At 73.5% G+C, this 23,487-nt stretch carries 17 protein-coding genes; 12 read left to right on the plus strand and 5 right to left on the minus strand.

Translation table 11 applies throughout. The features are described from left to right. Positions 1 to 32 precede the first annotated feature (32 nt). Positions 33 to 1,985, plus strand: coding sequence for an NAD(P)-binding protein (locus tag E0L36_RS12645; protein ID WP_180929968.1), 1,953 nt, complete (start codon positions 33 to 35; stop codon positions 1,983 to 1,985). Between the two features lie 467 nt (positions 1,986 to 2,452). On the opposite strand, the gene E0L36_RS12650 is transcribed toward E0L36_RS12645, so the two are convergent. Continuing rightward, the gene (locus tag E0L36_RS12650) at positions 2,453 to 3,946 is read right to left on the minus strand and encodes a class I SAM-dependent methyltransferase (protein ID WP_219636546.1); all 1,494 of its coding nucleotides are present in this window, start codon (positions 3,944 to 3,946) and stop codon (positions 2,453 to 2,455) included. A gap of 531 nt (positions 3,947 to 4,477) precedes the next feature. On the opposite strand from E0L36_RS12650, the gene E0L36_RS12655 reads away from it, so the two are divergent. The 11 genes from E0L36_RS12655 (at position 4,478) to E0L36_RS12705 (ending at position 18,067) form a co-directional block, all read left to right on the plus strand. Next, positions 4,478 to 5,509: a rod shape-determining protein gene (locus E0L36_RS12655; protein WP_180929120.1), complete on the plus strand. Its 1,032-nt coding sequence runs from the start codon at positions 4,478 to 4,480 to the stop codon at positions 5,507 to 5,509. 308 nt (positions 5,510 to 5,817) lie between these two features. After that, positions 5,818 to 6,507 (plus strand): SDR family oxidoreductase, encoded by a 690-nt coding sequence (locus tag E0L36_RS12660; RefSeq protein ID WP_180929121.1) that lies wholly within the window; start codon positions 5,818 to 5,820, stop codon positions 6,505 to 6,507. 172 nt (positions 6,508 to 6,679) lie between these two features. Next, positions 6,680 to 7,750, plus strand: coding sequence for a methionine synthase (locus E0L36_RS12665; protein ID WP_219636672.1), 1,071 nt, complete (start codon positions 6,680 to 6,682; stop codon positions 7,748 to 7,750). A gap of 20 nt (positions 7,751 to 7,770) precedes the next feature. Next, positions 7,771 to 9,981, plus strand: coding sequence for an NAD-dependent DNA ligase LigA (gene ligA / locus E0L36_RS12670; RefSeq protein WP_180929123.1), 2,211 nt, complete (start codon positions 7,771 to 7,773; stop codon positions 9,979 to 9,981). Between the two features lie 416 nt (positions 9,982 to 10,397). Beyond that, complete coding sequence (locus E0L36_RS12675) at positions 10,398 to 12,446, plus strand: bifunctional diguanylate cyclase/phosphodiesterase (RefSeq protein WP_258016236.1); 2,049 nt, start codon at positions 10,398 to 10,400, stop codon at positions 12,444 to 12,446. A gap of 317 nt (positions 12,447 to 12,763) precedes the next feature. Continuing rightward, a complete protein-coding gene (gene gatC, locus E0L36_RS12680) occupies positions 12,764 to 13,060 on the plus strand; it encodes an Asp-tRNA(Asn)/Glu-tRNA(Gln) amidotransferase subunit GatC (protein WP_180929125.1) in 297 nt (98 codons plus the stop codon). 5 nt (positions 13,061 to 13,065) lie between these two features. Continuing rightward, positions 13,066 to 14,574 carry an Asp-tRNA(Asn)/Glu-tRNA(Gln) amidotransferase subunit GatA gene (gatA, locus tag E0L36_RS12685; RefSeq protein ID WP_180929126.1) on the plus strand — a complete coding sequence of 503 codons (1,509 nt, stop codon included), beginning with the start codon at positions 13,066 to 13,068 and terminating at the stop codon, positions 14,572 to 14,574. After that, positions 14,571 to 14,810, plus strand: coding sequence for a hypothetical protein (locus E0L36_RS12690; RefSeq protein WP_180929127.1), 240 nt, complete (start codon positions 14,571 to 14,573; stop codon positions 14,808 to 14,810). The genes gatA and E0L36_RS12690 overlap by 4 nt, the downstream gene beginning before the upstream one ends. A gap of 23 nt (positions 14,811 to 14,833) precedes the next feature. Beyond that, on the plus strand, positions 14,834 to 16,342 hold the full coding sequence (gene gatB, locus E0L36_RS12695) for an Asp-tRNA(Asn)/Glu-tRNA(Gln) amidotransferase subunit GatB (protein ID WP_180929128.1): 1,509 nt from the start codon (positions 14,834 to 14,836) through the stop codon (positions 16,340 to 16,342). Positions 16,343 to 16,621: 279 nt separating this feature from the next. Then, positions 16,622 to 17,779, plus strand: coding sequence for a PQQ-dependent sugar dehydrogenase (locus tag E0L36_RS12700; protein ID WP_308416801.1), 1,158 nt, complete (start codon positions 16,622 to 16,624; stop codon positions 17,777 to 17,779). 39 nt (positions 17,780 to 17,818) lie between these two features. Further along, positions 17,819 to 18,067, plus strand: a complete 249-nt coding sequence (locus E0L36_RS12705; protein WP_180929129.1) for a DUF6191 domain-containing protein — start codon at positions 17,819 to 17,821, stop codon at positions 18,065 to 18,067. 117 nt (positions 18,068 to 18,184) lie between these two features. Here E0L36_RS12705 and E0L36_RS12710 read toward each other — a convergent pair whose 3' ends face one another. The 4 genes from E0L36_RS12710 to E0L36_RS12725 all read right to left on the minus strand — a co-directional run bounded on the left by E0L36_RS12710 (position 18,185) and on the right by E0L36_RS12725 (position 23,429). After that, a complete protein-coding gene (locus E0L36_RS12710; RefSeq protein WP_180929130.1) occupies positions 18,185 to 18,796 on the minus strand; it encodes a M23 family metallopeptidase in 612 nt (203 codons plus the stop codon). A gap of 163 nt (positions 18,797 to 18,959) precedes the next feature. After that, positions 18,960 to 19,754 carry a hypothetical protein gene (locus tag E0L36_RS12715; RefSeq protein ID WP_180929131.1) on the minus strand — a complete coding sequence of 265 codons (795 nt, stop codon included), beginning with the start codon at positions 19,752 to 19,754 and terminating at the stop codon, positions 18,960 to 18,962. A 6-nt stretch (positions 19,755 to 19,760) separates the two neighbouring features. Continuing rightward, entirely contained in the window at positions 19,761 to 22,037 is a 2,277-nt protein-coding gene (locus E0L36_RS12720; protein WP_180929132.1) for an MMPL family transporter, read from the minus strand. 396 nt (positions 22,038 to 22,433) lie between these two features. Further along, a complete protein-coding gene (locus E0L36_RS12725) occupies positions 22,434 to 23,429 on the minus strand; it encodes an aldo/keto reductase (RefSeq protein WP_180929133.1) in 996 nt (331 codons plus the stop codon). Positions 23,430 to 23,487: the final 58 nt, after the last annotated feature.

Genomic DNA, 23,487 nt, shown 5'->3' on the forward strand with positions numbered 1-23,487 from the left:
GCAGCGTAGAGGGGAACCGGCGTCCCGGGCACATGGTGGTGTGCGGGGACAACGCGCTCGCCCAGCGGGTGGCCAAGGAGCTGGCCACCGTCTACAAGCAGCAGGTGGTCGTGGTACTGCCCTCGCTCAGAGGGGGTGACCAGGGACCACGGATCGCCGAACTCGTCGGCCGGGAGGACCTTCCCGTGTCGGCGGTCGAGGCGCAGGTACCGGACGACCACGCCTTACAGCGGGCCGGTATCGAGCACGCCGGGGCGCTCGCGCTGACCTCCGGCGACGACCAGCTCAACATCCACATCGCGCTGCGCGCCCGGCGGATCAACCCGCGCGTGCGGCTGGTCATCCGGATGTTCAACCGCACGCTCGGCGGATACCTGGAGAGCCTGCTGGACCGCGCGACCGAACTGCACAGCCCGGGGCTGGACCGCGACGCGGTCGACGCCAGCACGACCGTCCTCTCGGACGCGGACACCGCGGCGCCGCTGCTGGTCGCCTCCGCCGTGGTCGGCAGCGACAAGATCGTGCACGCGGACGGGCTGCTGCTGCGCGCGAAGGAGCGGACGCTCGGCACCGCGACGCGACGCGACCCGCTGGCCACGCTCGCCCTGCTGCCCGACACCGAGGACTCCGACGAGGGCGACGGCGACGAGCCCGAGGGGGGCGAGGACGGTCAGGACCAGCGCGACCTGGACGGCCCGGTGCTGCTGCCCAGCGAGGAGGCGCTGGTCGGACTGCCCCGGCGGCGGGGCGCCGTGGTGCTGGAGGCGATCACCCGCCCCAGGGAGGCGGGCCCGCGCCCGGCGCGCTTCCCCCGGCTCGTCACCTTCAAGGAGTTCTTCTCCCGGCGGCTGCGCTACGCCCTGCTGGGACTGACGCTGATGGTGCTGACCCTCGCGATCGTCAACTGGACGATCAGCGACGGCTCCCTGCTGCACGCGGGCTATCTGACGCTGCTGGACGTCTTCGCGATCAACGAGCCCAACATCGAGGAGCCGCCCGACGAGCAGCTGCTCCAGCTCCTCGCCGCGCTCGCCGGGATGATGATGCTGCCGCTGCTGCTCGCCGTGGTCCTGGAGAGCTACGGCGCCTTCCGCCGGGCCACCTCGCTGCCGGTGCCGCCGCGCGGTCTGTCCGGGCACGTGGTGCTGCTCGGACTGGGCAAGGTGGGCTCCCGCGTGCTGGACCGGCTGCTGGAGCTGGAGATCCCGGTCGTCTGCGTCGACCGTGACCCGGAGGCGCGCGGGGTGGAGATCGCCCGGGCCCACCGGGTGCCGACGCTGATCGCGGACGTCACCAAGGAGGGGGTGCTGGAGGCGGCGAAGATCAAGCGGAGCCGCACCCTGCTCGCGCTGACCAGCAGCGACGGCACCAACTTGGAGGCGTCCCTCTCGGCCCGCGAGATACGGCCCGAACTGCGCCTGGTGATGCGGCTGTTCGACGAGAACTTCGCGACCACCGTGTACCGCACCCTGCGCGACACCTATCCGGCGGCGCAGACCCGCAGCCGCAGCGTCTCCGCCCTCGCGGCGCCCGCCTTCGCCGGGGCGATGATGGGGCGGCAGGTGCTCGGCGCGATCCCGGTCGGGCGGCGGGTGCTGGTGTTCGCCGCGGTGGACGTACGGGACAACCCGCTGCTGGAGGGCCGCACCGTCGCCGAGGCGTCCCGCGCTGGCGCCTGGCGGGTGCTGGCCCTGGACGTCGCGGCGGAGGGGCAGGGGCCGCCGGACCTGCTCTCCGATCTGAGCAACCCGGTCGGGGAGCCCGGCGCCTTCCAGTGGGAGCTGCACCCGGGCTACCTGCTCCAGCGCGGCGACCGCGTCATCGTCGCCGCGACCCGGCGCGGCCTCGGCCGGCTGCTCGAAGCCGGGCCGCAGACCCTCCCGTCACCGATCCCGGGGACGGGGGAGACCCGCGTCCCGGACGCGGTGCGGCGGACGGTCCGCAGGGTGCCGGACCCGCCGAACGGAGACACCCGGGGCGGCTGAACCCGCTGACGGACCGGGGCCGCCGGAGGTGGTGCGGGGCGGCCGGGTGCGTGACCCGGCCGCCCCACTCCGCCCGCGCGATGGGCTCCCAGCCCCACCGGGCGGCCGTCCCTGGGACCGGGCGAGCGAACGCCGGGCCGGGTCGGCCGCCGCACCGGCCGCGGGTGAGCACGGCCGGAGGCGCGGGTGGTCGCGGTCCCGGAGGAGCGCGACGACGGGACGGAGCGGACGCCGCGTCGCGCGGCCCGTCCCACCGGCGGGACGCGCCGGGGGAACGGGCCGGAACCACGCCGGAGACGCCCGGCCCCGGGAGGCGGCGGAGCCGGGCGCCACGAACACCGTGCGGAGTGCCGTCCCCGTGGGGCACGGGCTCGTGAGCGCGGGACGCGCGAGCGGGCGGCGGTCTCCGCGGTGACCGGGGCGGCGGGGCCGCCCGGCCGTCCGCCCCGCGTCGGGCGGGCGCTGGCTCAGCGCCCGCCGGGCAGGGCGAAGTGGAAGATGCCCCAGGCCAGATGACCGGCCCGACCCCCGTCCACCCAGTGCCGCAGCCCCTTCTTCATCTGGGCGAGGTAGTCCGAGCTGACCCGGTCCCCGAGCCCCTCGTTCTCCTGACGCTCGGTCTCCGCCAGCACCCGCCCGTAGTGGGTGGGCAGCTGCGCGGTGTGCTCGGAGAAGCCGTCACCGCTGTCGGCCGGTACGAAGCCGAGCCGCGCCAGCTCCTCCTTGTAGAAGGCGGGCGAGCCCATGTCGTCCAGGTGTATCCGGTCGAGGATCGGCTGGAGGACACCGTCCGGGCAGCCGTCGGCCGCCATCGGGTCGGTGAAGATCAGCTGGCCGCCGGGCTTCAGCACCCGCGCGATCTCCTCCAGCACCTTCACCCGGTTACCGCTGTGCAGGAAGGAGTCCTGCGACCAGATCACGTCCACGTGGTTGTCCGGGAACGGGATCGCCTCGAAGGATCCGTCCCGCACCTCGACGCGGCTGGTCAGACCGCGTTCCGCGGTCAGCTCACGGTTCCGCTGGTTCTCCACCTCGCTGAGGTTCAGCGCCAGCACCCGGCAGCCGTGGTTCTCCGCCAGGTAGCGGGCCGAGCCGCCGAAGCCCGAGCCGAGGTCGAGGACGAGCGACTCCCTCGTCAGGCCCAGCCGCGCCGCCATCCGCGCGACGGTGCGGCGGCTGGCGTCCGCGATCGGCTCGTCCGGGCCCTCGTAGAGGCCCACGTGGATGTCCTCGCCGCCCCAGACGGACTGGTAGAAGGTGTCGGCGTCGGAGGAGTTGTAGTAGTCCCGGGCCGTGCCGACGGCTCCGCCATACCCCTCCGGCCGGTACTCCTTCTCCGCGAGATGGATGAAGAAGTCCGGCTGCTCGTCGCGGTAGGTGTGCTGAAAATCACCGTAGGTCTCGATGTTCTGGAATCCGACCTCGGTCATGAGACGCCGCGTGTAGTCCTTTCGCAGCGGATACATGTTGAGGTGGTAGACGGAATTGTCAGCGAACTTGTACCGCATTCGGCACAGGCCCTCGTCGACGTGTTCCGGCTCCACTGCGACATCCTCGCCGCAGTAGTAGAACGTGTGCTTGCTCGAATACCCCTTGTCCAGCATCACATCGTAGTTGCGCTGGTCCAGGATGAGGATTCCGTCATGCTTCAGCATGGCGTAGAACTCGGCGAGCGCCTTGCGCCTGTCCCCCTCTTCGAAGAGGTGCGTGAAGGAGTTCCCGAGACAGACGATGGCGTCGTACTCGCCGTGCACGTCCCGGTTGAGCCAGCGCCAGTCGGCCTGCACGACCCGGAGGATGTGCTCCCCGTGGGCCTTCCCGTTCTCGAAGGCCATGGAGAGCATGTCAGCGCTCCCATCTGCGCTGACGGTCTCGAAACCGGCTTCGAGCAGTCGCACCGAGTGGAACCCGGTACCCGTCGCGACATCAAGAACGCTCTTCACGCCCCGCTTGCGAAGCAAGTCAATGAAGAAATTTCCCTCGCTTTCTGTCCGCTTCTCCCAGTCAATGAGAGAGTCCCACTTCTCCACGAAGCTGGGAACGTATTCCTCGGTGTAGTGCCCGGTCTCCCGGACCTCGACGGGGTTGTCTCCGAACTCCTGAGCCGGTCGCGCGGTAATGACGAAACCTCCGGTAGAAGGGACGGCAAATCCGATGCGATGTCCCGGGACACCTCAGCCGGGGTCGGCCGGCGGTCTTGCCGCACTCGGCCTGGGTCTCCCCCCGGGGGAAAGCACAGCCTGTCTCGGGATCCGCACGCGGTCTCAGCGCATAGCTATCCACCGGGCGAAGATCTATGCCACCAAATCGCGTGTACAGCCGTTAGATTGATGTTCAAACCACCTCCGACCTGTGGGTTTGTACCCGCAGATTTTTCGGGGCCCGCTTACCACGAAACCAGGACAGTTGGGTATGGGGCCTGCCAGTGCGACATGGCGGTATTTAGTGCATCTTGCTGGGAGACGGCGACCTACGACATCAGTGAGTCCCCCATGGCGAAGAGCACCTCGATCACCAGGTTCACCAGCCGCGACGTCGGCATAGACCTCGGCACCGCCAACACTCTGGTGTACGCGCGCGGGCGCGGGGTCATCCTCAACGAACCCTCTGTGGTAGCGGTCGAAGGGCGTACTGGCAAGGTGCTCGCGGTGGGCACCGAGGCAAAACAAGCCGTCGGCCGCACCCCGGGCAGCATCACGGCCACCCGTCCCCTGAAGGGCGGAGTGATCACCGACTTCGACGCGGCGGAGGGCATGCTGCGCCGCTTCATCCGCTCGGCCCTGGGGAAGCGCGGCCGCCCCCGCGTGGTGATCTGCGTGCCCAGCGGGGTGACCGGAGTGGAGCGCCGGGCCGTGCTCCAGACCGCCGCCCGCGCCGGAGTGCGCTCCGTGCACCTGATCGAGGAGCCGATGGCCGCCGCGCTCGGCGCCGGGCTGCCGGTGCACGAGGCCCGCGGCTCGATGGTGGTCGACATCGGCGGCGGCAGCACCGAGATCGCGGTGATCTCGATGGGCGGCGTGGTGACCGCGCACTCCGTGCGCACGGCCGGGGACGCGCTGGACAACGCCATCAACGCCTACCTACAGAAGCACTTCACCATGGCCGTCGGGGAGCGGACCGCCGAGGAGATCAAGGTGGGACTCGGTATCGGCGGCCCCGTGCGGGTCTCCGGCCGGGACCGCACCACCGGCATGCCGCAGACCGTCGAGCTGAGCCAGGGCCAGATCCTGGAGGCGGTGTCCGAGCCGGTACAGGCCATCGTGGACGCCGTGAGCACCGCCTTCGACGAGTGCCCGCCCGAGCTGTACGGCGACATCATGGAGCGCGGCATGGTCCTGACCGGCGGCGGAGCCCTGCTGCACGGGCTGGACGAACGGCTCAGCGGGGAGACCGGGATGCCGGTCCTGGTGGCCGACGCCCCGCTGGACTGCGTCGCGCTCGGCACGGGCCGCTGCCTGGAGGAGCACGCCACCCTGGAGTCGCTGGTCAGCACCGCTCCCCAGTACCCCTACGCGGCGGCCTGACCGGCCGCCGCCCCCCGGGTGGGCCAGCGGGCGCCCACGGGTTCCGCCCGGCCCCGGCCCGGACCACGTCCCGGAGCGCCGTCCCGTCCGTGACTGGCCGGAAATCGCCGCGCCCCCGCCCGCCCGTACGCCCCCGCGGCCGCCGGATCAGCGGACCACCCGCGAGGCCGCGCGCCGCTCCCGCGTCCCCACCGCTCCCCGGTACCCCCCCCGTATCCCGCCGCTCCCACGCCGTCTCCACCGCGCCCCTCGCGCGGGACCGCGCGAGGGGCTGGGGAACGGACGCGGCCCCGGGAGATCATGGGGCCATGGCAACTCATCTGATCACCGGCGCCGGATCGGGCATCGGCGCCGCCCTCGCCGAACGCCTCCAGGACCGCGGGGACGAGCTGTGGCTGCTCGCCCGGGACGCGGGCCGCGCCACGCAGCTGGCCGAACGCTTCCCCGGAGCCCGCACCGTGGTCGGGGACCTCGCCCGGCCCGAACGGCTGTCCTGGGCGCTGAGCCACCAGGAGCTGCCGGAGCGGCTGGACTCGCTGTGCCAGGTGGCCGGGGTGGTGGAGCTGGGCCGGGTCGAGGAACTCACACCGGCCGTCTGGAGCGCCACCCTCGCCGCCAACGTGGCCGCCCCGGCGGAGCTGACCCGGCTGCTCCTGCCCCAGCTGCGGCTGGCCCGGGGCCACGCCGTCTTCGTCAACTCGGGGGCCGGGCTCCGGGCCAACCCGCAGTGGAGCGCCTACGCGGCGAGCAAGCACGCGCTGAAGGCGCTCGCGGACGCGCTGCGCGCCGAGGAGGCGGGCAACGGGGTGCGGGTCACCTCGGTCTACCCGGGGCGTACCGCGACCGCGATGCAGGAGAAGGTCCACCGGCAGGAGGGCCGCGCGTACGAGGCGAACCGCTGGATGGCCGCGGGGACGGTGGCGGGCACCGTGCTGACCGTGCTCGACCTGCCCCGGGACGCGGAGGTCACCGACCTCCAGATCCGCCCCCCGGGCTGACCCCGGCCCACCCGCCCGCGCCCGGTGCGCCCCGGGTCGCCGCGCCGCTCCGGTTCGCCCGGCCGCGCTCCCTCCCGGCCAGCCGCCGCCGTGCCGCACGTACGCTTCCGGCGTGAGTGAGACGCGACGCAAGCACCCCTGGGGCCCGGGCGCGGCCTCCGGGATCGGCTCCATGCCCGGTACCGACGCGCGGGAGGCGGCCAGGACCGTCACCGGCGCCCTGGAGGGCCCGCCCCACCTTCCGCACCTGCCCGAGCTTCCCGCGCGGGGGCCCGGCGCCGACATGACGGGGCGGACGGCGGGTCTCCTCGTCGACATGTACACCCAGCTGGAGCCGAGCGGCTGGCGGTTCTGCGACCGCCCCGGCCGCGACACCCGCCGCGCCCGCTCCTGGCTCGGCGAGGACCTGGACGCCCTGGAGGAGTTCGCCCAGGGCTACTCCGGCGCCCTCAAGGTGTCCGTCGTCGGCCCCTGGACGCTCGCGGCCACGGTGCAGCGGCGCAACGGCGAGGCGGTGCTCGGCGACCCGGGCGCCCGCCGGGACCTGGCCGCCTCGCTCACCGAGGGCGTGGTGGAGCACCTGGCGGAGGTGCGCCGCCGGGTCCCCGGCGCGCACCCGGTCCTCCAGCTCGACGAGCCCTCGCTCGGCGCGGTGCTCCGCGGTGACGTGCGGACCGCCAGCGGCTACCGCGCGCACCCCGCCGTGGACCGCGCGCTGGTGGAGGGCGCGCTGCGGGCGCTCATCGAGCGGGCGGACGTGCCCACCGTCGTTCACTCGTGCGGCGCAGTGCTGCCCGTCCGGTTGCTCCGGCGGGCCGGGGCGGCGGGGATCTCCTTCGACGCCGCGTTGCTGGCCGACCCCGCGCGGCCCTCGCCGCTCTCCCAGCCCCCGGCCACGGTGCGTGAGCAGGCCGCCGGGCCCGCGTCCGGCGAACCGGACCGGCGGGACGAACGGGACGCGCTCGACGAGGCGTTGGGCGAGGCGGTGGAGGGCGGCACGGCGCTGTTCGCCGGGGTCGTGCCGCCACTGGAGCCGGAGTCCGGGGCACTGTCGGACCCGACCGGTAGCGTCGGGGTCATCAGGTCGCTGTGGCGCAGGCTGGGGCTGGCGCCGGGGCTCCTCGCGGAGACCGTCGTGGTCACCCCGTCGTGTGGGATGGCCGGTGCCTCTCCCGCGTACGCGCGGGAGGCCCTCGCCCACTGCGTCCGGTCCGCGAGATCCCTCGCCGACGACCCTGAGTAACCGATACGGGAGGACAGACGGTGGCGGGTGAGCAGCAGGAGGAGATCCCCTCCGAGGCGCGGGAGCGGCACGCGCGGCTGGCGGAGGAGGTCGAGGAGCACCGCTTCCGGTACTACGTCAGGGACGCGCCGGTCGTCAGCGACGCCGAGTTCGACCGGCTGCTGCGGGAGCTGGAGCGGCTGGAGGAGGAACACCCGGCGCTGCGCACTCCGGACTCCCCGACCCAGAAGGTCGCGGGCCAGTACGAGACGGAGTTCACCGAGGTCGCCCACCGGGAGCGGATGCTCTCGCTGGACAACGCGTTCGACGACGCCGAGCTGGGGGAGTGGGCCGAGCGCGTCGGGCGCGAACTGGCCGGGCTGGAGCACCACTTCCTGTGCGAGCTGAAGGTCGACGGCCTCGCCGTCAACCTGACCTATGAGGACGGGCGGCTGACCCGTGCCGCCACCCGGGGAGACGGCCGCACCGGCGAGGACATCACCCCCAACGTGCGCACCATCGCGGACATCCCCGAGCGGCTGAGCGGCGAGGGCGTTCCGGCGCTGCTGGAGGTGCGCGGCGAGGTCTTCTTCCCGATGGAGCGGTTCGAGGAGCTGAACGCGCGGCTGGTGGCGGCCGGGGACAAACCGTTCGCCAACCCGCGGAACGCGGCGGCCGGTTCGCTCCGGCAGAAGGACCCGCGGGTCACCGCGACCCGCCCGCTGCACATGGTGGTGCACGGCGTCGGCGCCGCCGAGGGGCTGGCCGCCGACCGCCTCTCCCAGGTCTACGAACTGCTCGGCTCCTGGGGCCTGCCCACCTCGCCGCACCCCCGCGTCGTCGACGGGCTGACCGGGGTGCGGGAGTTCATCGAGTACTACGGACGTCACCGGCACTCCGTGGAACACGAGATCGACGGCGTCGTGGTCAAGCTGGACGAGATCCCGCTCCAGGGCCGCCTCGGCTCCACCTCGCGCGCCCCGCGCTGGGCCATCGCCTGGAAGTACGCCCCGGAGGAGGTCAACAGCCGCCTGGTGGACATCCGGGTCGGCGTCGGGCGCACCGGCCGCGTCACCCCGTACGCGGTGGTCGAGCCGGTCACCGTCGCCGGGTCCGAGGTGGAGTTCGCCACCCTGCACAACCAGGAGGTGGTCCGGGCCAAGGGCGTGCTCGTCGGGGACACCGTGGTGCTGCGCAAGGCGGGGGACGTCATCCCCGAGATCCTCGGCCCGGTGGTGGACCTGCGGGACGGCACCGAGCGGGAGTTCGTGATGCCGGACACCTGCCCGGAGTGCGGCACCGGGCTGCGGCCGATGAAGGAGGGCGACATCGATCTCCGCTGTCCCAACGCCCGCTCCTGCCCCGCCCAGCTGCGCGAGCGGATCTTCTACCTCGTGGGCCGCAAGTGCCTGGACGTCGAGCACTTCGGGTACGTCGCGGCGAACGCGCTCACCCAGCCGCTGGAGCCCGCCGAGCCCCCGCTGAAGGACGAGGGCGACCTGTTCGACCTGCGCGTCGAGGACCTGCTGCCGATCCGCTCGCACGTCGTCGACCCGGACAGCGGGCTGCCCAAGCGGGATCCGAAGACCGGTGAGGAGAAGGTCGTCACCTTCTTCGCCAACCAGAAGGGCGAGCCGAAGAAGAACACCCTGGCGATGCTGGAGAACATCCAGGCGGCCCGGGAGCGGCCGCTGGCCCGGATCATCACCGGCCTGTCCATCCGGCACGTCGGGCCGGTCGCCGCCGAGGCGCTGGCCCGCGAGTTCCGCGGTCTGGACCGGATCGCCGAGGCGGACGAGGCGGAGCTGGCCGCGACCGAGGGGGTCGGCCCGACCATCGCCGCCTCGGTGAAGGCGTGGTTCGCCGACGACTGGCACCGGGCGATCGTCGAGCGGTGGCGCGCGGCGGGCGTGCGGATGGCGGAGGAGGACGAGGGCGAGGAGGGTCCGCGGCCGCTGGAGGGGATCACCGTCGTGGTGACGGGCACGCTCGCCGACTTCACCAGGGACGCGGCGAAGGAGGCGCTCCAGCGGCGCGGTGCGAAGGTGACGGGTTCGGTCTCGAAGAAGACCGGCTTCGTGGTCGCCGGAGAGAGCCCTGGCTCGAAATACGACAAGGCCGTGCAGCTGAAGGTGCCGATTCTGGATGATGGGGGGTTCGGTGTTCTTCTGGAGCAGGGGGCGGACGCGGCGCGTGAGGCGGCGCTGCCGGTAGCGGAGGAGAGCGCCGGGGATTCGGCCGCCGAGGGGTGAGGCCGCGGCCCGCGTGCCACGGGGCGGGGGGAACCGCAGGAATCTCCGCCCGCCCCAGCGTCCCCGCCGGAAACGGCCGCCGGGCCGCGCGGGGTGCGCGCCGTCCACACGGCGTCTGCGCTGTTCCTTTGCAGTGTGCGGAAGTTGGGTAGTCCTCGCGTCGAACGCTTTGAGGCAACCCCGACAGATCGCTGCCCCATCCACCTGTCCCCGCCCTACTGTTGAGGGGTGGGCCTGCCGTGGGGAGGGCGGGCGCGGACGGCTTGAGAGGGACAGGGATGCAGGAAACCTCCGGGGGAGTGAGCCCCCCGCATGTCCGCCTGCCCTCCGAAGCGCGTGAGGGCAACGCGGGTTCCCGCGGTGGGGGCGAGGAGGCCCCCTGGCTGCACCGGCTCGCCGCTCGAAGAGTACCGGGAATGCCGGTGCTGGTGGTCGCCGTGGCGGCGGTGGCGCTCGCGATCGGCGTGCGCCGGGCGCTGGAGGGCGGCCACGCGCTGTTCCCCGGCTCCACCACGGGCTGGTCGCTGGCGGTGCTGGTGTGCTGCGTCGTCGGGCATCTGGTGGCGATGGGCCGCGACCGCTGGTGGAGCGGGCCCGGCTCCGGCGCGGCGCTGACGCTGGCCATCCTGCTGCTCTACGGCTGGGTGCCCGCGGTGCTGGCGAGCCTCGCCGTCATCGCCCTGGTGAGCGCCGCCCGGCGCAGCGGCTTCCGGCACGCCCTGGTGCACGGCGCGGTCGACGTGCTGGGGATCGGCGGCGCGGCGCTGCTCCTCTCCCTCTTCGGCATCCACCCCTCGGTCGAGCGGCCGTGGGAGCCGGAGGAGTGGAGCCTCACGGCGCTCCCGGGGGTGGCGGTCGCGGCCTGTGCCTATCTGCTCGTCACCCGGGGGCTGTTGTGGTTCTCCTTCTCCCCGCGGCGGACGATCCCCCGGGCGCTGCGCACCGCGCTGGTGCGGCAGGGGCTGCTGGGCGTCGCGTTACTCGGGATCGCCCCGCTGATCTGCGTGGTCGCGACGCACACGCCGGTGCTGCTGCCGCTGTTCAGCGTCCCGCTGATCGCGCTGGACGCGACGCTGCGGATGGCCCGGGCCCGCGCCGAGGAGCAGCTGCGCGATCCGCTCACCGGGCTGCCCAACCGGCAGTGGCTGCTGGAACGTACCTTCTCCGCGCTGGACGAGGCGGAACGCACCGGCGCCAGATCGGCGTTGGTCCTGATCGACCTCGACCGGTTCCGTTCCGTCAATGACACGCTCGGCCATCTCGCCGGGGACCGGCTGCTGTTGCAGATAGCCGAACGGCTGCGCGCCGCGCTGCCCCGGGGCTCCGAGGTCGCGCGGCTCGGCGGCGACGAGTTCGCGGTGCTGATCCCGGTGACCGACTCACCGACCAGCGCCCAGCGCACCGCCCGTTCCCTGGTCTCGGCGCTGAGTTCGCCGCTGGACCTGGACGGGCTGACGCTGGTGCTGGAGGCGAGCGCCGGCGTCTCCGTCTTCCCCGACCACGCGCGCTCGGCGGAGGGGCTGCTCCGCCGCGCCGACGTGGCGATGTACGAGGCCAAGCGGGACCGCACCGCCGTCGAGGTGTACGAGGCCACCCGGGACGGCAACACCCCCGACCGGCTGGGGCTCCTCGCGGACCTGCGGCGCGCGCTGGACGCGGGCGAGGTCGAGCTGCACTACCAGCCGAAGGTCGGCTTCGACGGCGGTGTCTCCGGGCTGGAGGCCCTGGTGCGCTGGGTGCACCCGGAGCGCGGCAAGGTGCCGCCGGACGAGTTCATCGCCATCGCGGAGACCTCCGGCCTGATGCCCCGGCTCACCGAGTACGTGCTGGAGACGGCGCTGGCCCAGGTCGCCACCTGGCGGGCGCACGGGCTGAAGGTGCCGGTCGCCGTGAACGTCTCGCCCCGGGACGTCTACTCGCCGGGCTTCGCGGGCGCGGTGGCCGCCCGGCTGGCCCGGCACGGCGTCCCCGCGGGCGCCCTCCAGCTGGAGATCACCGAGCACGTGCTGCTGGAGGACCCGCAGCAGGCCGCGGACACGCTGGCCGGGCTCACCGGGCACGGGGTGAAGATGTCGCTGGACGACTTCGGCACCGGCTACTCCTCGCTGGTCCACCTGCGACGGCTGCCGGTCAGCGAGCTGAAGATCGACCGTTCCTTCGTCGCCCGGCTCGCGGTCGACACCGAGGACGCGGAGATCGTCCGCTGCACCCTGGACCTGGCGCACTCGCTGGGCCTGCTGGTGGTGGCGGAGGGTGTGGAGGACGACGAGACCTGGGAGCGGCTGCGCGACCTGGGCTGCGACGCGGTGCAGGGCTGGCTGGTAGCCGCCGCGATGCCGCCCGAGGAGACCACCGCCTGGCTCCGGGCCCGCGACGTCTCCTCGGCCGGCTCCGGCCCGGAGAATCCCCCGGGCCGCTCGCCCGCGCCGGGCGCGGGCCGCACCGGACGGCAGCCCGTCCAGTAGCCACCGCTTCCGTGGTGGCCGCCGGGGGACCGGCGGCCACCACCATCCCAACCCGGCACGCCCGTACGGAGGTTGGCCCCATCCGGACGAGCACGCCCGCCGTGGCGGCGCCGCCGGACGGGCGCGGGGGCCGGGAGCGGAGGGCGGTGGCGCCCTGAGCGGGGCGGCGGTGGCCGCGCCGGGCGCGCGCCGGACCATCCCGGCGGGGGCCCGCCGGGCGGGCCGTGCGGCGGTGGGACCCCACGGCTTCACGGGCATCGCCGCGCGCCCCATAGGATTGGGCCGAACAAGCCACCACTCACCCAGAGGATCGCTGCATGCCTGGCATCTCGCGCGAGGAGGTCGCCCACCTCGCCCGGCTGGCGCGTCTGGAGCTGAAGGACGAAGAGCTGGATCACTTCGCCGGTCAGCTCGACGACATCATCGGAGCGGTCGCGACCGTCTCCGACGTCGCCGACGAGGACGTACCGCCGACGTCCCACCCGCTGCCGCTCACCAACGTGATGCGTCCCGACCAGGTGCGTCCGGGGCTCACGCCCGAGCAGGCGCTCTCCGGGGCGCCCTCCGCCGAGCAGCAGCGCTTCATGGTGCCGCAGATCCTGGGAGAGGAGTGAACGGCATGACAGGGGAGACCTCCACCGAGCTGACCAGGCTCAGCGCGGCGGCGCTCGCCGAGCGGATCGCCGCGGGCGAGGTGCGCGCCGTCGAGGTCGCCGAGGCGCACCTGGCGCGCGTCGCGGCGGTCGACGAGAAGGTGCACGCCTTCCTGCACGTCGACACCGAGGGGGCGCTCGCCCAGGCGCGCGCGGTCGACGACCGCCGCGCGCGCGGCGAGGCCCTGGGGCCGCTGGCCGGGGTGCCGCTGGCGCTGAAGGACATCTTCACCACCGAGGGCGTGCCCACCACCGTCGGCTCGCGGATCCTGGAGGGCTGGGTCCCGCCGTACGACGCGACGGTCACCCGCCGCCTCAAGGAGGCCGGGGTCGTCATCCTCGGCAAGACCAACATGGACGAGTTCGCGATGGGCTCGTCCACCGAGAACAGCGCCTTCGGCCCCACCGGCAACCCCTGGGACCTGACCCGGATCCCGGGCGGCTCCGGCGGCGGTTCCTCCGCCGCCATCGCCGCGTACGAGGCCCCGCTGGCCATCGGCACCGACACCGGCGGCTCCATCCGGCAGCCCGCCGCCGTCACCGGGACCGTCGGCGTCAAGCCGACCTACGGCGGGGTCTCCCGCTACGGCATGGTCGCCTTCTCCTCCTCGCTGGACCAGGGCGGACCGTGTGCCCGCAGCGTGCTGGACGCGGCCCTGCTGCACTCGGTCATCGCCGGGCACGACCCGCTCGACTCCACCTCCATCGACCAGCCGGTGCCCGACGTCGTCGGGGCGGCGCGGAACGGCTCGGTGCGCGGGCTGCGCGTCGGCGTGGTGAAGGAGTTCGGCGGCGAGGGCTACCAGGAGGGGGTGATGCGGCGCTTCGGTGAGGCCGTGGAGCTGCTGCGCGAGCTGGGGGCGGAGCCCGTCGAGCTGTCCTGCCCCTCGTTCACCAAGGCCCTGGCGGCCTACTACCTGATCGCCCCGTCCGAGTGCTCCTCCAACCTGGCCCGCTTCGACGCGATGCGGTACGGCCTGCGCGTGGGGGACGACGGCCGTCACTCGGCCGAGGAGGTCACCGCCCTCACCCGGGCCGCGGGTTTCGGGGACGAGGTCAAGCGCCGGGTCATGCTCGGCACCTACGCGCTCAGCTCCGGCTACTACGACGCGTACTACGGCTCGGCCCAGAAGGTCCGCACCCTGATCGCCCGCGACTTCGCGCGCGCCTTCGAGCAGGTGGACGTGGTGGTCTCGCCGACCACCCCGACCACCGCCTTCCCGATCGGCGAGCGGGCCGACGACCCGATGGCGATGTACCTGGCCGACCTGTGCACCATCCCGACCAACCTGGCGGGGAACGCCGCCATGTCCCTCCCGTGCGGGCTGGCTGACGAGGACGGCCTGCCGGTGGGGCTCCAGATCATCGCCCCCGCCATGGCCGACGACCGGCTCTATCGTGTCGGTGCGGCGGTCGAGTCCGCCTTCGAGGCACGTTGGGGGCACCCGCTGCTTGAGGAGGCACCGTCGCTGTGAGTGGAAAGCTGAAGAAGTCCAAGCCCGGCACGTACCTGTCCATCGGCACCACCCTCTTCGGCGCGGTCAGCGTCGCCAAGCAGGCCCGGCAGGCGAGGCAGGAGGGCGACCGGCTCCAGCTGGTCGACGCGGTCGTCTCGGCCGCGGCGATCGTCACCGGGGTCGCGCTGCTCATCCGGGAGCTGCGACGAGCCGGTGACGGCTCCCCCGCCCTCGACGTCCGCGCGGACGACTGACGGAAGAGAAGGGTTCGTTTTCCGTGACCGTCACTGAGCTGGTGCCCTACGAGGACGCGCTGGCGTCCTACGACCCCGTCATGGGCCTTGAGGTCCATGTGGAACTGGGCACCAAGACCAAGATGTTCTGCGGCTGCGCCACCGAGTTGGGCGCGGACGCCAACTCCCAGACCTGCCCGACCTGTCTGGGCCTGCCCGGCGCGCTGCCGGTGGTCAACGCCGACGGCGTCGAGTCGGCCATCCGGATCGGCCTGGCGCTGCACTGCGAGATCGCCGAGTGGTGCCGCTTCGCCCGGAAGAACTACTTCTATCCGGACATGCCGAAGAACTTCCAGACCTCCCAGTACGACGAGCCGATCGCCTTCGACGGCTATCTGGACGTGCAGTTGGAGGACGGCGAGGTCTTCCGCGTCGAGATCGAGCGGGCGCACATGGAGGAGGACACCGGCAAGTCGACGCACGTCGGTGGTGCCACCGGCCGTATCCACGGCGCCTCGCACTCGCTGCTGGACTACAACCGCGCGGGCATCCCGCTGATCGAGATCGTCACCAAGCCGATCGTGGGCGCCGGGAGCCGTGCCCCCGAGGTGGCCAAGGCGTACGTCGCCGAGCTGCGCGAGCTGATCAAGGCGCTGGGGGTGTCCGAGGCCCGCATGGAGATGGGCCAGATGCGCTGCGACGTCAACCTCTCCCTGACACCCACCGGCAGCTCCACCTTCGGCACCCGCAGCGAGACGAAGAACGTCAACTCGCTGCGGAGCGTGGAGCGCGCCGCGCGGTTCGAGATCCAGCGGCACGCCGCGGTGCTCGACGCGGGCGGCACGATCGTCCAGGAGACCCGGCACTTCCACGAGGACGACGGCAGCACCACCTCCGGCCGGGTGAAGGAGGAGGCGGAGGACTACCGCTACTTCCCGGAGCCCGACCTGGTGCCGGTGGCCCCCTCCCGGCAGTGGGTGGAGGAACTGCGCGCGACCCTGCCCGAGCTGCCCCGGGTGCGCAGGAACCGGCTGCGCGAGGAGTGGGGCATCTCGCGGCACGAGATGCAGTCGGTGCTGAACGCCGGGGCGGTCGGCCTGATCGTCGCCACGGCCGAGGCCGGTGCCCCCGCCGACCAGGCCCGCAAGTGGTGGATGGGCGAGCTGGCGCGCCGGGCCAACGAGGAGGGCGTGGAGCTGGCGGCCTTGCCGATCAGCGCCGAGCAGGTCGCCCGGGTCTGCGCGCTCGTCGCCGAGGGGTCGCTCAACGACAAGCTGGCCCGGCAGGTGATCGAGGGCGTGCTGGCGGGTGAGGGCACGCCGGACGAGGTCGTCGAGCGGCGTGGGCTGAAGGTCGTCTCGGACGACAGCGCGCTCGGCGCCGCCGTCGACGAGGCCATCGCGGCCAACGAGGACGTGGCGGAGAAGGTCCGTGGCGGCAAGGTCCAGGCGGCGGGCGCGCTGGTCGGCGCCGTCATGAAGGCCACCCGCGGCCAGGCGGACGCGGGCCGGGCCCGCGAGCTGATCCTGGAGCGGCTGGGCGTCTCCGGCTGACCTCTCGCGAACGGCGCGCGTCCCGGACCCGGGGCGCGCGCCGTTCGCGTGCCGGGCGACGGCCGCCGCCCGGCAGGCGGCTGACAGGCGTGGGCCGGAGGGCGTCGCCGGGAACTTCCGGTTTCCGTGGGCCGTAGGACAGGAGTGTGGTGTGCTGTGGCGACCGTGCGTGACGCCAGGAGGGTCCAATTGCCGAGCCGTTCACTGTCCAGCGGGGCCGGAGCCCCCGGTTCCCCGTCTCCCTCCGGGGCGCCCGGCCGTCGCGCGCGGCGGGCGGCGGTGGCCGGCTGCGCCGCCGGGGCGCTGCTCCTCGCGGGCTGCTCCTCGGACGGGGACGGCGGCCTGGGCGTCGAGAGCCCCTCCGCCTCGTCGAAGGAGGACGGCCCGGGCGGTTCGGCGAAGCCCTCGGAGGGCGCCAGCCCGAGCGAGCGCCCGGCGCCCCCGGCCAAGGGCTCGGTGAAGGTCACCACGACGCTCACGACCAAGCTCTCCTCCCCCTGGGGCCTCGCCCCGCTCCCCGGCGGCGATCTGCTCGTCTCCCAGCGGGACTCCGGCGAGATCATCCGGGTGGACGGGAAGAGCGGGAAGAAGACGAAGCTCGGTACCGTCCCCGGGGTCGCGCCCGAGGGCGAGGGCGGTCTGCTGGGCATCGCCGTGCAGCCCGGCCAAACCTCCCTGATCTACGCCTACTTCACCACCGAGTCCGACAACCGCGTCGTCCGCATGGCCTACGACAGGGAGCAGAGGCCGGGCAACCAGCTCGCCGCCCCCGACACGATCTTCAAGGGCATCCCCCGGGGCACCGTGCACAACGGGGGCCGTATCGCCTTCGGCCCGGACAAGATGCTCTACGTCGGCACCGGTGAGGCGGGGGAGGAGGACCTCTCCCAGGACAAGGACTCCCTCGGCGGCAAGATCCTGCGGATGACGCCGGAGGGTGAGCCCCCCGGGCAGGGCAATCCGGAGCGGGACTCGACCGTCTACTCCTGGGGCCACCGCAACGTGCAGGGCTTCGACTGGGATCGCGAGAAGCGGCTCTGGGCCTCCGAGTTCGGCCAGGACACCTGGGACGAACTGAACCTCGTCGAACCCGGCAAGAACTACGGCTGGCCCGAGGCGGAGGGCAAGGCGGACGAGCCGGGCTTCGTCGATCCGGTCGAGGAGTGGAAGCCGGAGCAGGCCTCGCCCAGCGGTCTCGCGGTGGCCAGGGGCTCGGTGTGGATGGCCGGGCTGCGGGGCGAGCGGCTGTGGCGGATCCCGCTGCGGGGGGAGAAGCCCTCCGCCAAGCCGCGGGCCTTCCTCAAGGGGAAGTACGGGCGGCTGCGCACCGTGGTCTCCGCCGGAGGCGACAGCCTCTGGCTGGTGACGAGCGAGACGGACTCGCGGGGCACCCCCGGTGAGAAGGACGACCGTATCCTCAAACTCAGGGTGCGCTAGCGGTACCGGGGCGCGCGGCCACGACGGAGGCGAGAGACCATGATGACCCTGAACGTCCTGGAGGAGCTGTTCGTCCCGGGCAGTCACCACACGCACGAGGAGCGGAAGCGGCTCGAACACAGTCGGGAGGACGCGGGCAGCAACGACCCGGGGTGCGGTCCGATAGACCTGGCCTCCGGCCGGGTCGTGATCACGCTGCCCGCCGAACCCGCGGTCCTGCCGCCGCGTCCCCGGCTGGAGGAGGACGCCGAGGCGCCGTCCCGCACGGATCCGGAGGCCGACGCCTGACCGGCGCCCCGGCCGTCGGCCTCCTTCCGGCCCGGCCTCCCGGGTGACGGGCCGCGCGCTGTCGCCCGTGCGAGGAGCGCCGCTGACCGGCGGGTGACGCCGGTCAGCGGCCCCTGCTCAGACCGGCAGGCCGAGTGCCTCCCAGATGACGAACGGGTCCATGTCCTCGCAGGGACCCACGGGCTCGGCGCCGTGGTTGCCCTTGGCGGCCCGGTAGTGCACGTGGGTGTGGTTGATGCCGTCCGCCTCGGTGCCGACCTCGGCGAGGACGTCACCCTCCTTGAAGGTGCTGCCGACGGCCTTCTCCGAGCCGTCCAGCAGATGACCCAAGGTCATAGACATGTCAATGGACGGGAAGTAGACCTGTATCCACCGGTGGTAGCCGCCGTCGTCGTAACCGGTGCCGACCACCTCGCCCTCACCCCAGGCGTGGATCGTCGTCCCGGTCGGGGCGCCGATGTCGAGGCCCTTGTGCCGCTCGTCCCCGTCGCAGCCGAAGGCGTAGCCCGGGAAGTGCTCGTTGTAGGCGGCGGTGGTCTCGCCGTTCGGGACGCCCCACCAACTGTTGTCGGGCAGCCCGTCCTGCGCGGAGACGCTGGCGGCGTGCCGGGCGGTGTCGGCCGGGGCTGCGGCGACGGCGCCCGAGGCGCTCGTGGCGAGCAGCGCGACCGCGGCGACCGCCACGGCGCCCGCTCGTACTCCGGTGGACCTGAAGCGCGTGGTCCTCATGCGCGTCCTCCTGTGTGGGGGGTACGTACGTGTTCCGCGGGTCATCGGATCGCACGGACGCGACAGGTGTCCACCCGTCCCCGAGCCACCATTGGTTCCGCCAATGTCCTCCGTGGGGAAGGGAGTTGGCCGGGGAGCGGGCACGGGCGGAGCGGGGCGCCGGTCAGGGGGCCTGCGGAGGCGCCGGTGGGGTGGGGGCGGAGGGCATCTCGGGCTGGCTCGCGAGGACGTCGAAGTACATGCCCGCGGCGATCAGCAGGCCGAGCACCCCGAGCAGCAGCCCGCCCAGGCCCACGGCCCGCACCCACGTCGAGCCGTCCGCTCTCCGGCCAGCGGAGAGGAAGGCGACCGCGCCCAGCGCCAGCGCGAGCAGCCCGAAAGCCCCGTTGAGGAGGGCGCTCGCGTGCCAGGGCGCGCCGAAGACCGCCTCGATCTGGTCACCGCCGCGGTCCGACTCCAGCTGGGCGATCAGCAGCTTCCGCTCGCGGAGCATCTCACTGAGCGCGGTGCCGGTGAGCGAGCAGACCCCCAGACCCGCGCCGACCACGGCCGCGGCCGCGGCGCCCAGCCCACCGCCGGAGGACGGGGCGGGCGGCGGTTCCTCGCCGCCGAACTCGTCCTCCTCCTCGTCCGACGGGAGGTCGGCGTCCGCCTCCCCGTCGTCCCCGGCACCTTCGTCCGGTCCCTCCGGCTCGTCCGGCCCGAACCCCTCGGCGTCCGCTCGCCGCTCGGTCTCCGGCTTCCCCGGGACGGGCCCGTCCTTCGTCCTGGTGCGCCCGGCCTCGGCGGCGTGCGCCGCCGCGTCCGGCGGAGTGGGTGCCTCACCGTCTCCCGGCGGGGGTGCCCCCGCGTCCTCCGTCGCGGACGCCGCCGCCTGGTCCGGCAGGGGGACGTCGGCGTCCTGAGGGGTGGAGCGGTCCTTCTCGGTGGTCTTCTCGGTGACGCGGTCGCTAGCCATGGGGCGTCACCGTAGAGGCCCTTTCTGAGAGTCCGATGAGAGCGAGGGGGTGGGGCGCGGAATCGGGGCGCCGAACCCCTCGGGTGGCGTCATCGGCGTACCCGCCCGCGCCGACGGCGGCGCGGTGGGGGCCTCCGCGCCCTCGGGTTCCACGCTCAGGCGGGGGAGCCACCGGTCGAGCCAGCGCGGCAGCCACCAGTTGGCGCCGCCGAGCAGGTGCATCAGCGCCGGGACGAGGAGGGTGCGCAGGACGAAGGCGTCCAGCGCCACCGCCGCCGCGAGGCCGACCCCGAACATGGCGATGATCCGGTCGCCGCTCAGCACGAAGGCGCCGAACACCGCGATCATGATGACGGCCGCGGAGTTGATCACCCGGCCGGTCTCCGCGAGGCCGACGCGCACCGCCCGACGGTTGTCCCCGGTCAGCTTCCACTCCTCGTACATCCGGCTGACCAGGAAGACCTGGTAGTCCATCGACAGCCCGAAGAGGACCGACACCATGATCACGGGCAGGAAGGGCTCGATGGGCCCCGCACTGCCCAGCCCCAGTGGCTCGCTGCCCCAGCCCCACTGGAAGACCGCGATGACCACGCCGAACGAGGCGGCCACCGCCAGGATGTTCATCACCGCCGCCTTCAGCGGGATCCCCACACTGCGGAAGGCCAGCAGCAGAAGCAGACAGCCCAGTCCGACGACGGTGCCGACGAACAGCGGCAGCTTGCCGACCACCACCTCGGCGAAGTCGTCGTAGCCCGCCGTGACCCCGCCGACCCGGACCTTGGGTCCGCCCGCCCCCGTCGCCTCCGGGAGGGTGCGCTCGCGCAGCTCGTCCACCAGGTCGCTGGTCTCCCGGGACTGCGGCGCGCTCTCCGGGACCACGGTGATCACCCCGGTCGTCCCCGCGGTGTCGAACTCCGGAGTGGAGACCCGCTCCACGCCGGGCGTCTGGCGCAGCGTCCCGGGCAGCCGCTCGACGGCCGCGCGGTCACCCGGCCCGTCCACCTCCGCGACCAGGCTCAGCGGACCGTTGGCGCCCGGCCCGAAGCCGTCCGCGAGCAGGTCGTACGCCTGCCGGGTGGTGCTGGAGGCCGGGTGGGTGCCCTGGTCGGAGGTGCCGAGGTGGAGGCCGAACACCGGAAGCGCCAGCACCGCCATCAGCGCCGCCGCCACCAGCCCCAGCACCCGGGGCCGCCGCTCGACCAGGCGCGACCAGCGGGCGGCGAGCGGCCCCGGAGCCTGCGGCCGTGGCCCGTCGGCCGCCAGCCGGTTCCGCTCCCGGACACTCAGCGCGCGCATCCCGGTCACCCCGAGCAGCGCGGGCAGCAGGGTCACGGAGGCGGCCACGGTGAGCAGGACCGTCAGGGAGGCCGCGAGGGCCACCCCGGTCAGGAACCCGAGCTGGAGCACGAGCATGCCCAGCAGCGCCACGCAGACCGTGGCACCGGCGAACACCACCGCCCGCCCGGACACCGTCACCGCCCGGGCCGCGGCCTCGGCCACCGGCAGCCCGGCGCGCAGCCCGGCGCGATGCCGGGTCACGATGAACAGCGCGTAGTCGATCCCCACGCCCAGCCCGATGAGCACCCCCAGCACCGGCGCGAAGTCGGCGACTGTCATCACCCGGCTCAGCAGCCCGACGCCCGCCGCCGCGGTGCCCACCCCGACCACGGCGGTGACCAGGGGCAGCGCGGTGGCCGCAAGCGAGCCGAAGGCGAGGAACAGCACCACCGCCGCCGCGCCCAGGCCGATCAGTTCGGGCAGTTGCGCGGTGGGGGTGCCGGTCTGTCCCACGGCCTCCCCGCCGACCTCCACCCGCAGGCCGTCACCGGCCGCCGCGCGCGCCGTGTCGACCACCCGGTCCACCTCGGCGGAGTCGAGCGCGTCCAGCGGGGCGCCGAAGGCCACGGTGGCCTGGCCGGTGTGGCCGTCCGCGCTGAGCAGCCGGGCCTCGCCCGCGCCGTAGGGGTTCTCGACGCCCTCGACGCCCGGTAGTTCGGCTACCGCGTCCAGCGCCCCGGACACCCGCTCCCGCGCCTCGGCGGACCGGACCCCACCGTCCCCCTCGGCGTGGAAGACGACCGTGGCGGTGCTGCCACCGCGCTCTGGGAAGGCGTCCGTCAGCTGCCGCGCGGCCTGCCCCGACTCGGTGCCCGGCACGTCGTAGTCGGCGGAGTAGGCCGAACCGGCCAGGGCCGAGGCGGTCGCCGTCCCGGCCAGCACCGCGAGCCAGAGCAGGACGACCAGCACACGGCGCCGGAGGCACCAGTGGGCGAGAGCGGTCATACGCGGTCGCCTGCTTCCCGGTCGGTCGGGCGGGGCTCGGGCTGCGCGAGCCGAGCGGCACGAGGGCGTGCGGGGGATGGGGTCCGGGAGTCGCGCGGTGCGAAGGGGCTCCCGGGGCGGTGGGGACGCGCACACAGAAAGGGGGCGTACGGGGCAGAGTGTCACGATGTGAAGATCCAGTGGCCCCTCTGTGGGGAGGCCCACACCGGCCTCACGGCCGGTCGCGCTCCGTCACCGGTCGCGCGCCACCGTCGCCCGCGGGCCCGACCGGCCGGTAGGACGCGCCGTGCCTGCCGGGTCCCACCGCGCGGGCCCGCGCCCGCGCGTCCCCATCTCGCGCCCGGGGTACGCGGGCGAGCCCGGCGCACGCTGTGGACGCCGGACGACTGGCGCGCGTCAGTCCCAGGAACCGACCGCGGACGGCAGCGCGTTGATCTCCGCCACGTCCCCCGGGGTCAGCGCCACCCGGGGAGCGCCCGCGTTCTCCGCCACCCAGTACGTCTTCTTCGCGCCGGGCACCGGAACCACGTGACGGCCCTGGGCCAGCAGCCAGGCCAGCGCGACCTGCGCCGGGGTGGCGTTGCCGTGCCGCCGCGCGACCCGGCGCAGCCCCGCGACGATCGGCTGGTTGGCCGCCATCATCTCGGCGGTGAAGCGCGGGTGCCGGGCGCGCACGTCGTCCGGCTCGAAGCCGCCACCGGTGGTGAGCGCGCCGGTCAGGTAGCCGTTGCCCAGCGGCATCGCGGCGAGGAAGCCGACTCCGCGCGCCTCGCACCAGGGCAGCAGCGTCTCCAGGGCCTCAGGTGACCAGACCGAGAGTTCCGCCTGCACGCTGCTGACCGGGAACACCTGCTGGACGCGCTCCAGCTGGCGGACCGTCGACTCGTACAGCCGGGTTCCGGCGCGCCGGTCCGCTCGGGCTCCGACGGCGCAGAGCCCGAGCGCGCGCACCTTCCCGGCGGACACCAGCTCCGCCATCGCGCCCCAGGTCTCCTCCACCGGGACCTCGGGGTCGGCCCGATGCAGCTGGTAGAGGTCGATCGAATCCGTCTGGAGGCGCCGGAGCGAGGCGTCGCAGGCCCGCTTCACGTAGCCGGGGCGGCCGTTGGCGACGATGTGCTGATCACCCACCAGGAGACCGCACTTGGTGGACAGGAAGGCGTCCGCCCGCCGTTCCCGCAGCACCCGGCCCAGCAGCAGCTCGTTGGTGAACGGGCCGTACATGTCGGCCGTGTCCAGCAGCGTCATCCCGTGGTCCAGCGCCAGGTGCGCGGCCCGCAGGGACTCCTCGCCGCGCTGTTCGGACGAGGAGTAGGCCCAGCTCATGGGCATGCAGCCGAGTCCGACGGCGCCCACCTCCAGCGCCGCCGCGCCGATCGTCCTGCGCTCCACCTCGCCGAGCTCCCTCCTGAAGGCCCCCACAAACTAACCGGTGCCCCACCCGCCCCTC

The organism is Streptomyces sp. AJS327 (assembly GCF_013450295.1).
Lineage (GTDB): Bacteria > Actinomycetota > Actinomycetes > Streptomycetales > Streptomycetaceae > Streptomyces.

Bases quoted from the DNA above. Each gene is read 5' to 3' on its own strand.
- E0L36_RS12645 (WP_180929968.1), top strand. From the start codon at position 33: ATGGTGGTGTGCGGGGACAACGCGCTCGCCCAGCGGGTGGCCAAGGAG.
- gatC (WP_180929125.1), top strand. From the start codon at position 12,764: ATGCCTGGCATCTCGCGCGAGGAGGTCGCCCACCTCGCCCGGCTGGCG.
- E0L36_RS12715 (WP_180929131.1), bottom strand. From the start codon at position 19,754: ATGGCTAGCGACCGCGTCACCGAGAAGACCACCGAGAAGGACCGCTCC.
- E0L36_RS12675 (WP_258016236.1), top strand. From the start codon at position 10,398: ATGCCGGTGCTGGTGGTCGCCGTGGCGGCGGTGGCGCTCGCGATCGGC.
- E0L36_RS12665 (WP_219636672.1), top strand. From the start codon at position 6,680: ATGCCCGGTACCGACGCGCGGGAGGCGGCCAGGACCGTCACCGGCGCC.
- E0L36_RS12660 (WP_180929121.1), top strand. From the start codon at position 5,818: ATGGCAACTCATCTGATCACCGGCGCCGGATCGGGCATCGGCGCCGCC.
- E0L36_RS12710 (WP_180929130.1), bottom strand. From the start codon at position 18,796: ATGAGGACCACGCGCTTCAGGTCCACCGGAGTACGAGCGGGCGCCGTG.
- E0L36_RS12655 (WP_180929120.1), top strand. From the start codon at position 4,478: ATGGCGAAGAGCACCTCGATCACCAGGTTCACCAGCCGCGACGTCGGC.
- gatA (WP_180929126.1), top strand. From the start codon at position 13,066: ATGACAGGGGAGACCTCCACCGAGCTGACCAGGCTCAGCGCGGCGGCG.
- E0L36_RS12705 (WP_180929129.1), top strand. From the start codon at position 17,819: ATGATGACCCTGAACGTCCTGGAGGAGCTGTTCGTCCCGGGCAGTCAC.
- E0L36_RS12720 (WP_180929132.1), bottom strand. From the start codon at position 22,037: ATGACCGCTCTCGCCCACTGGTGCCTCCGGCGCCGTGTGCTGGTCGTC.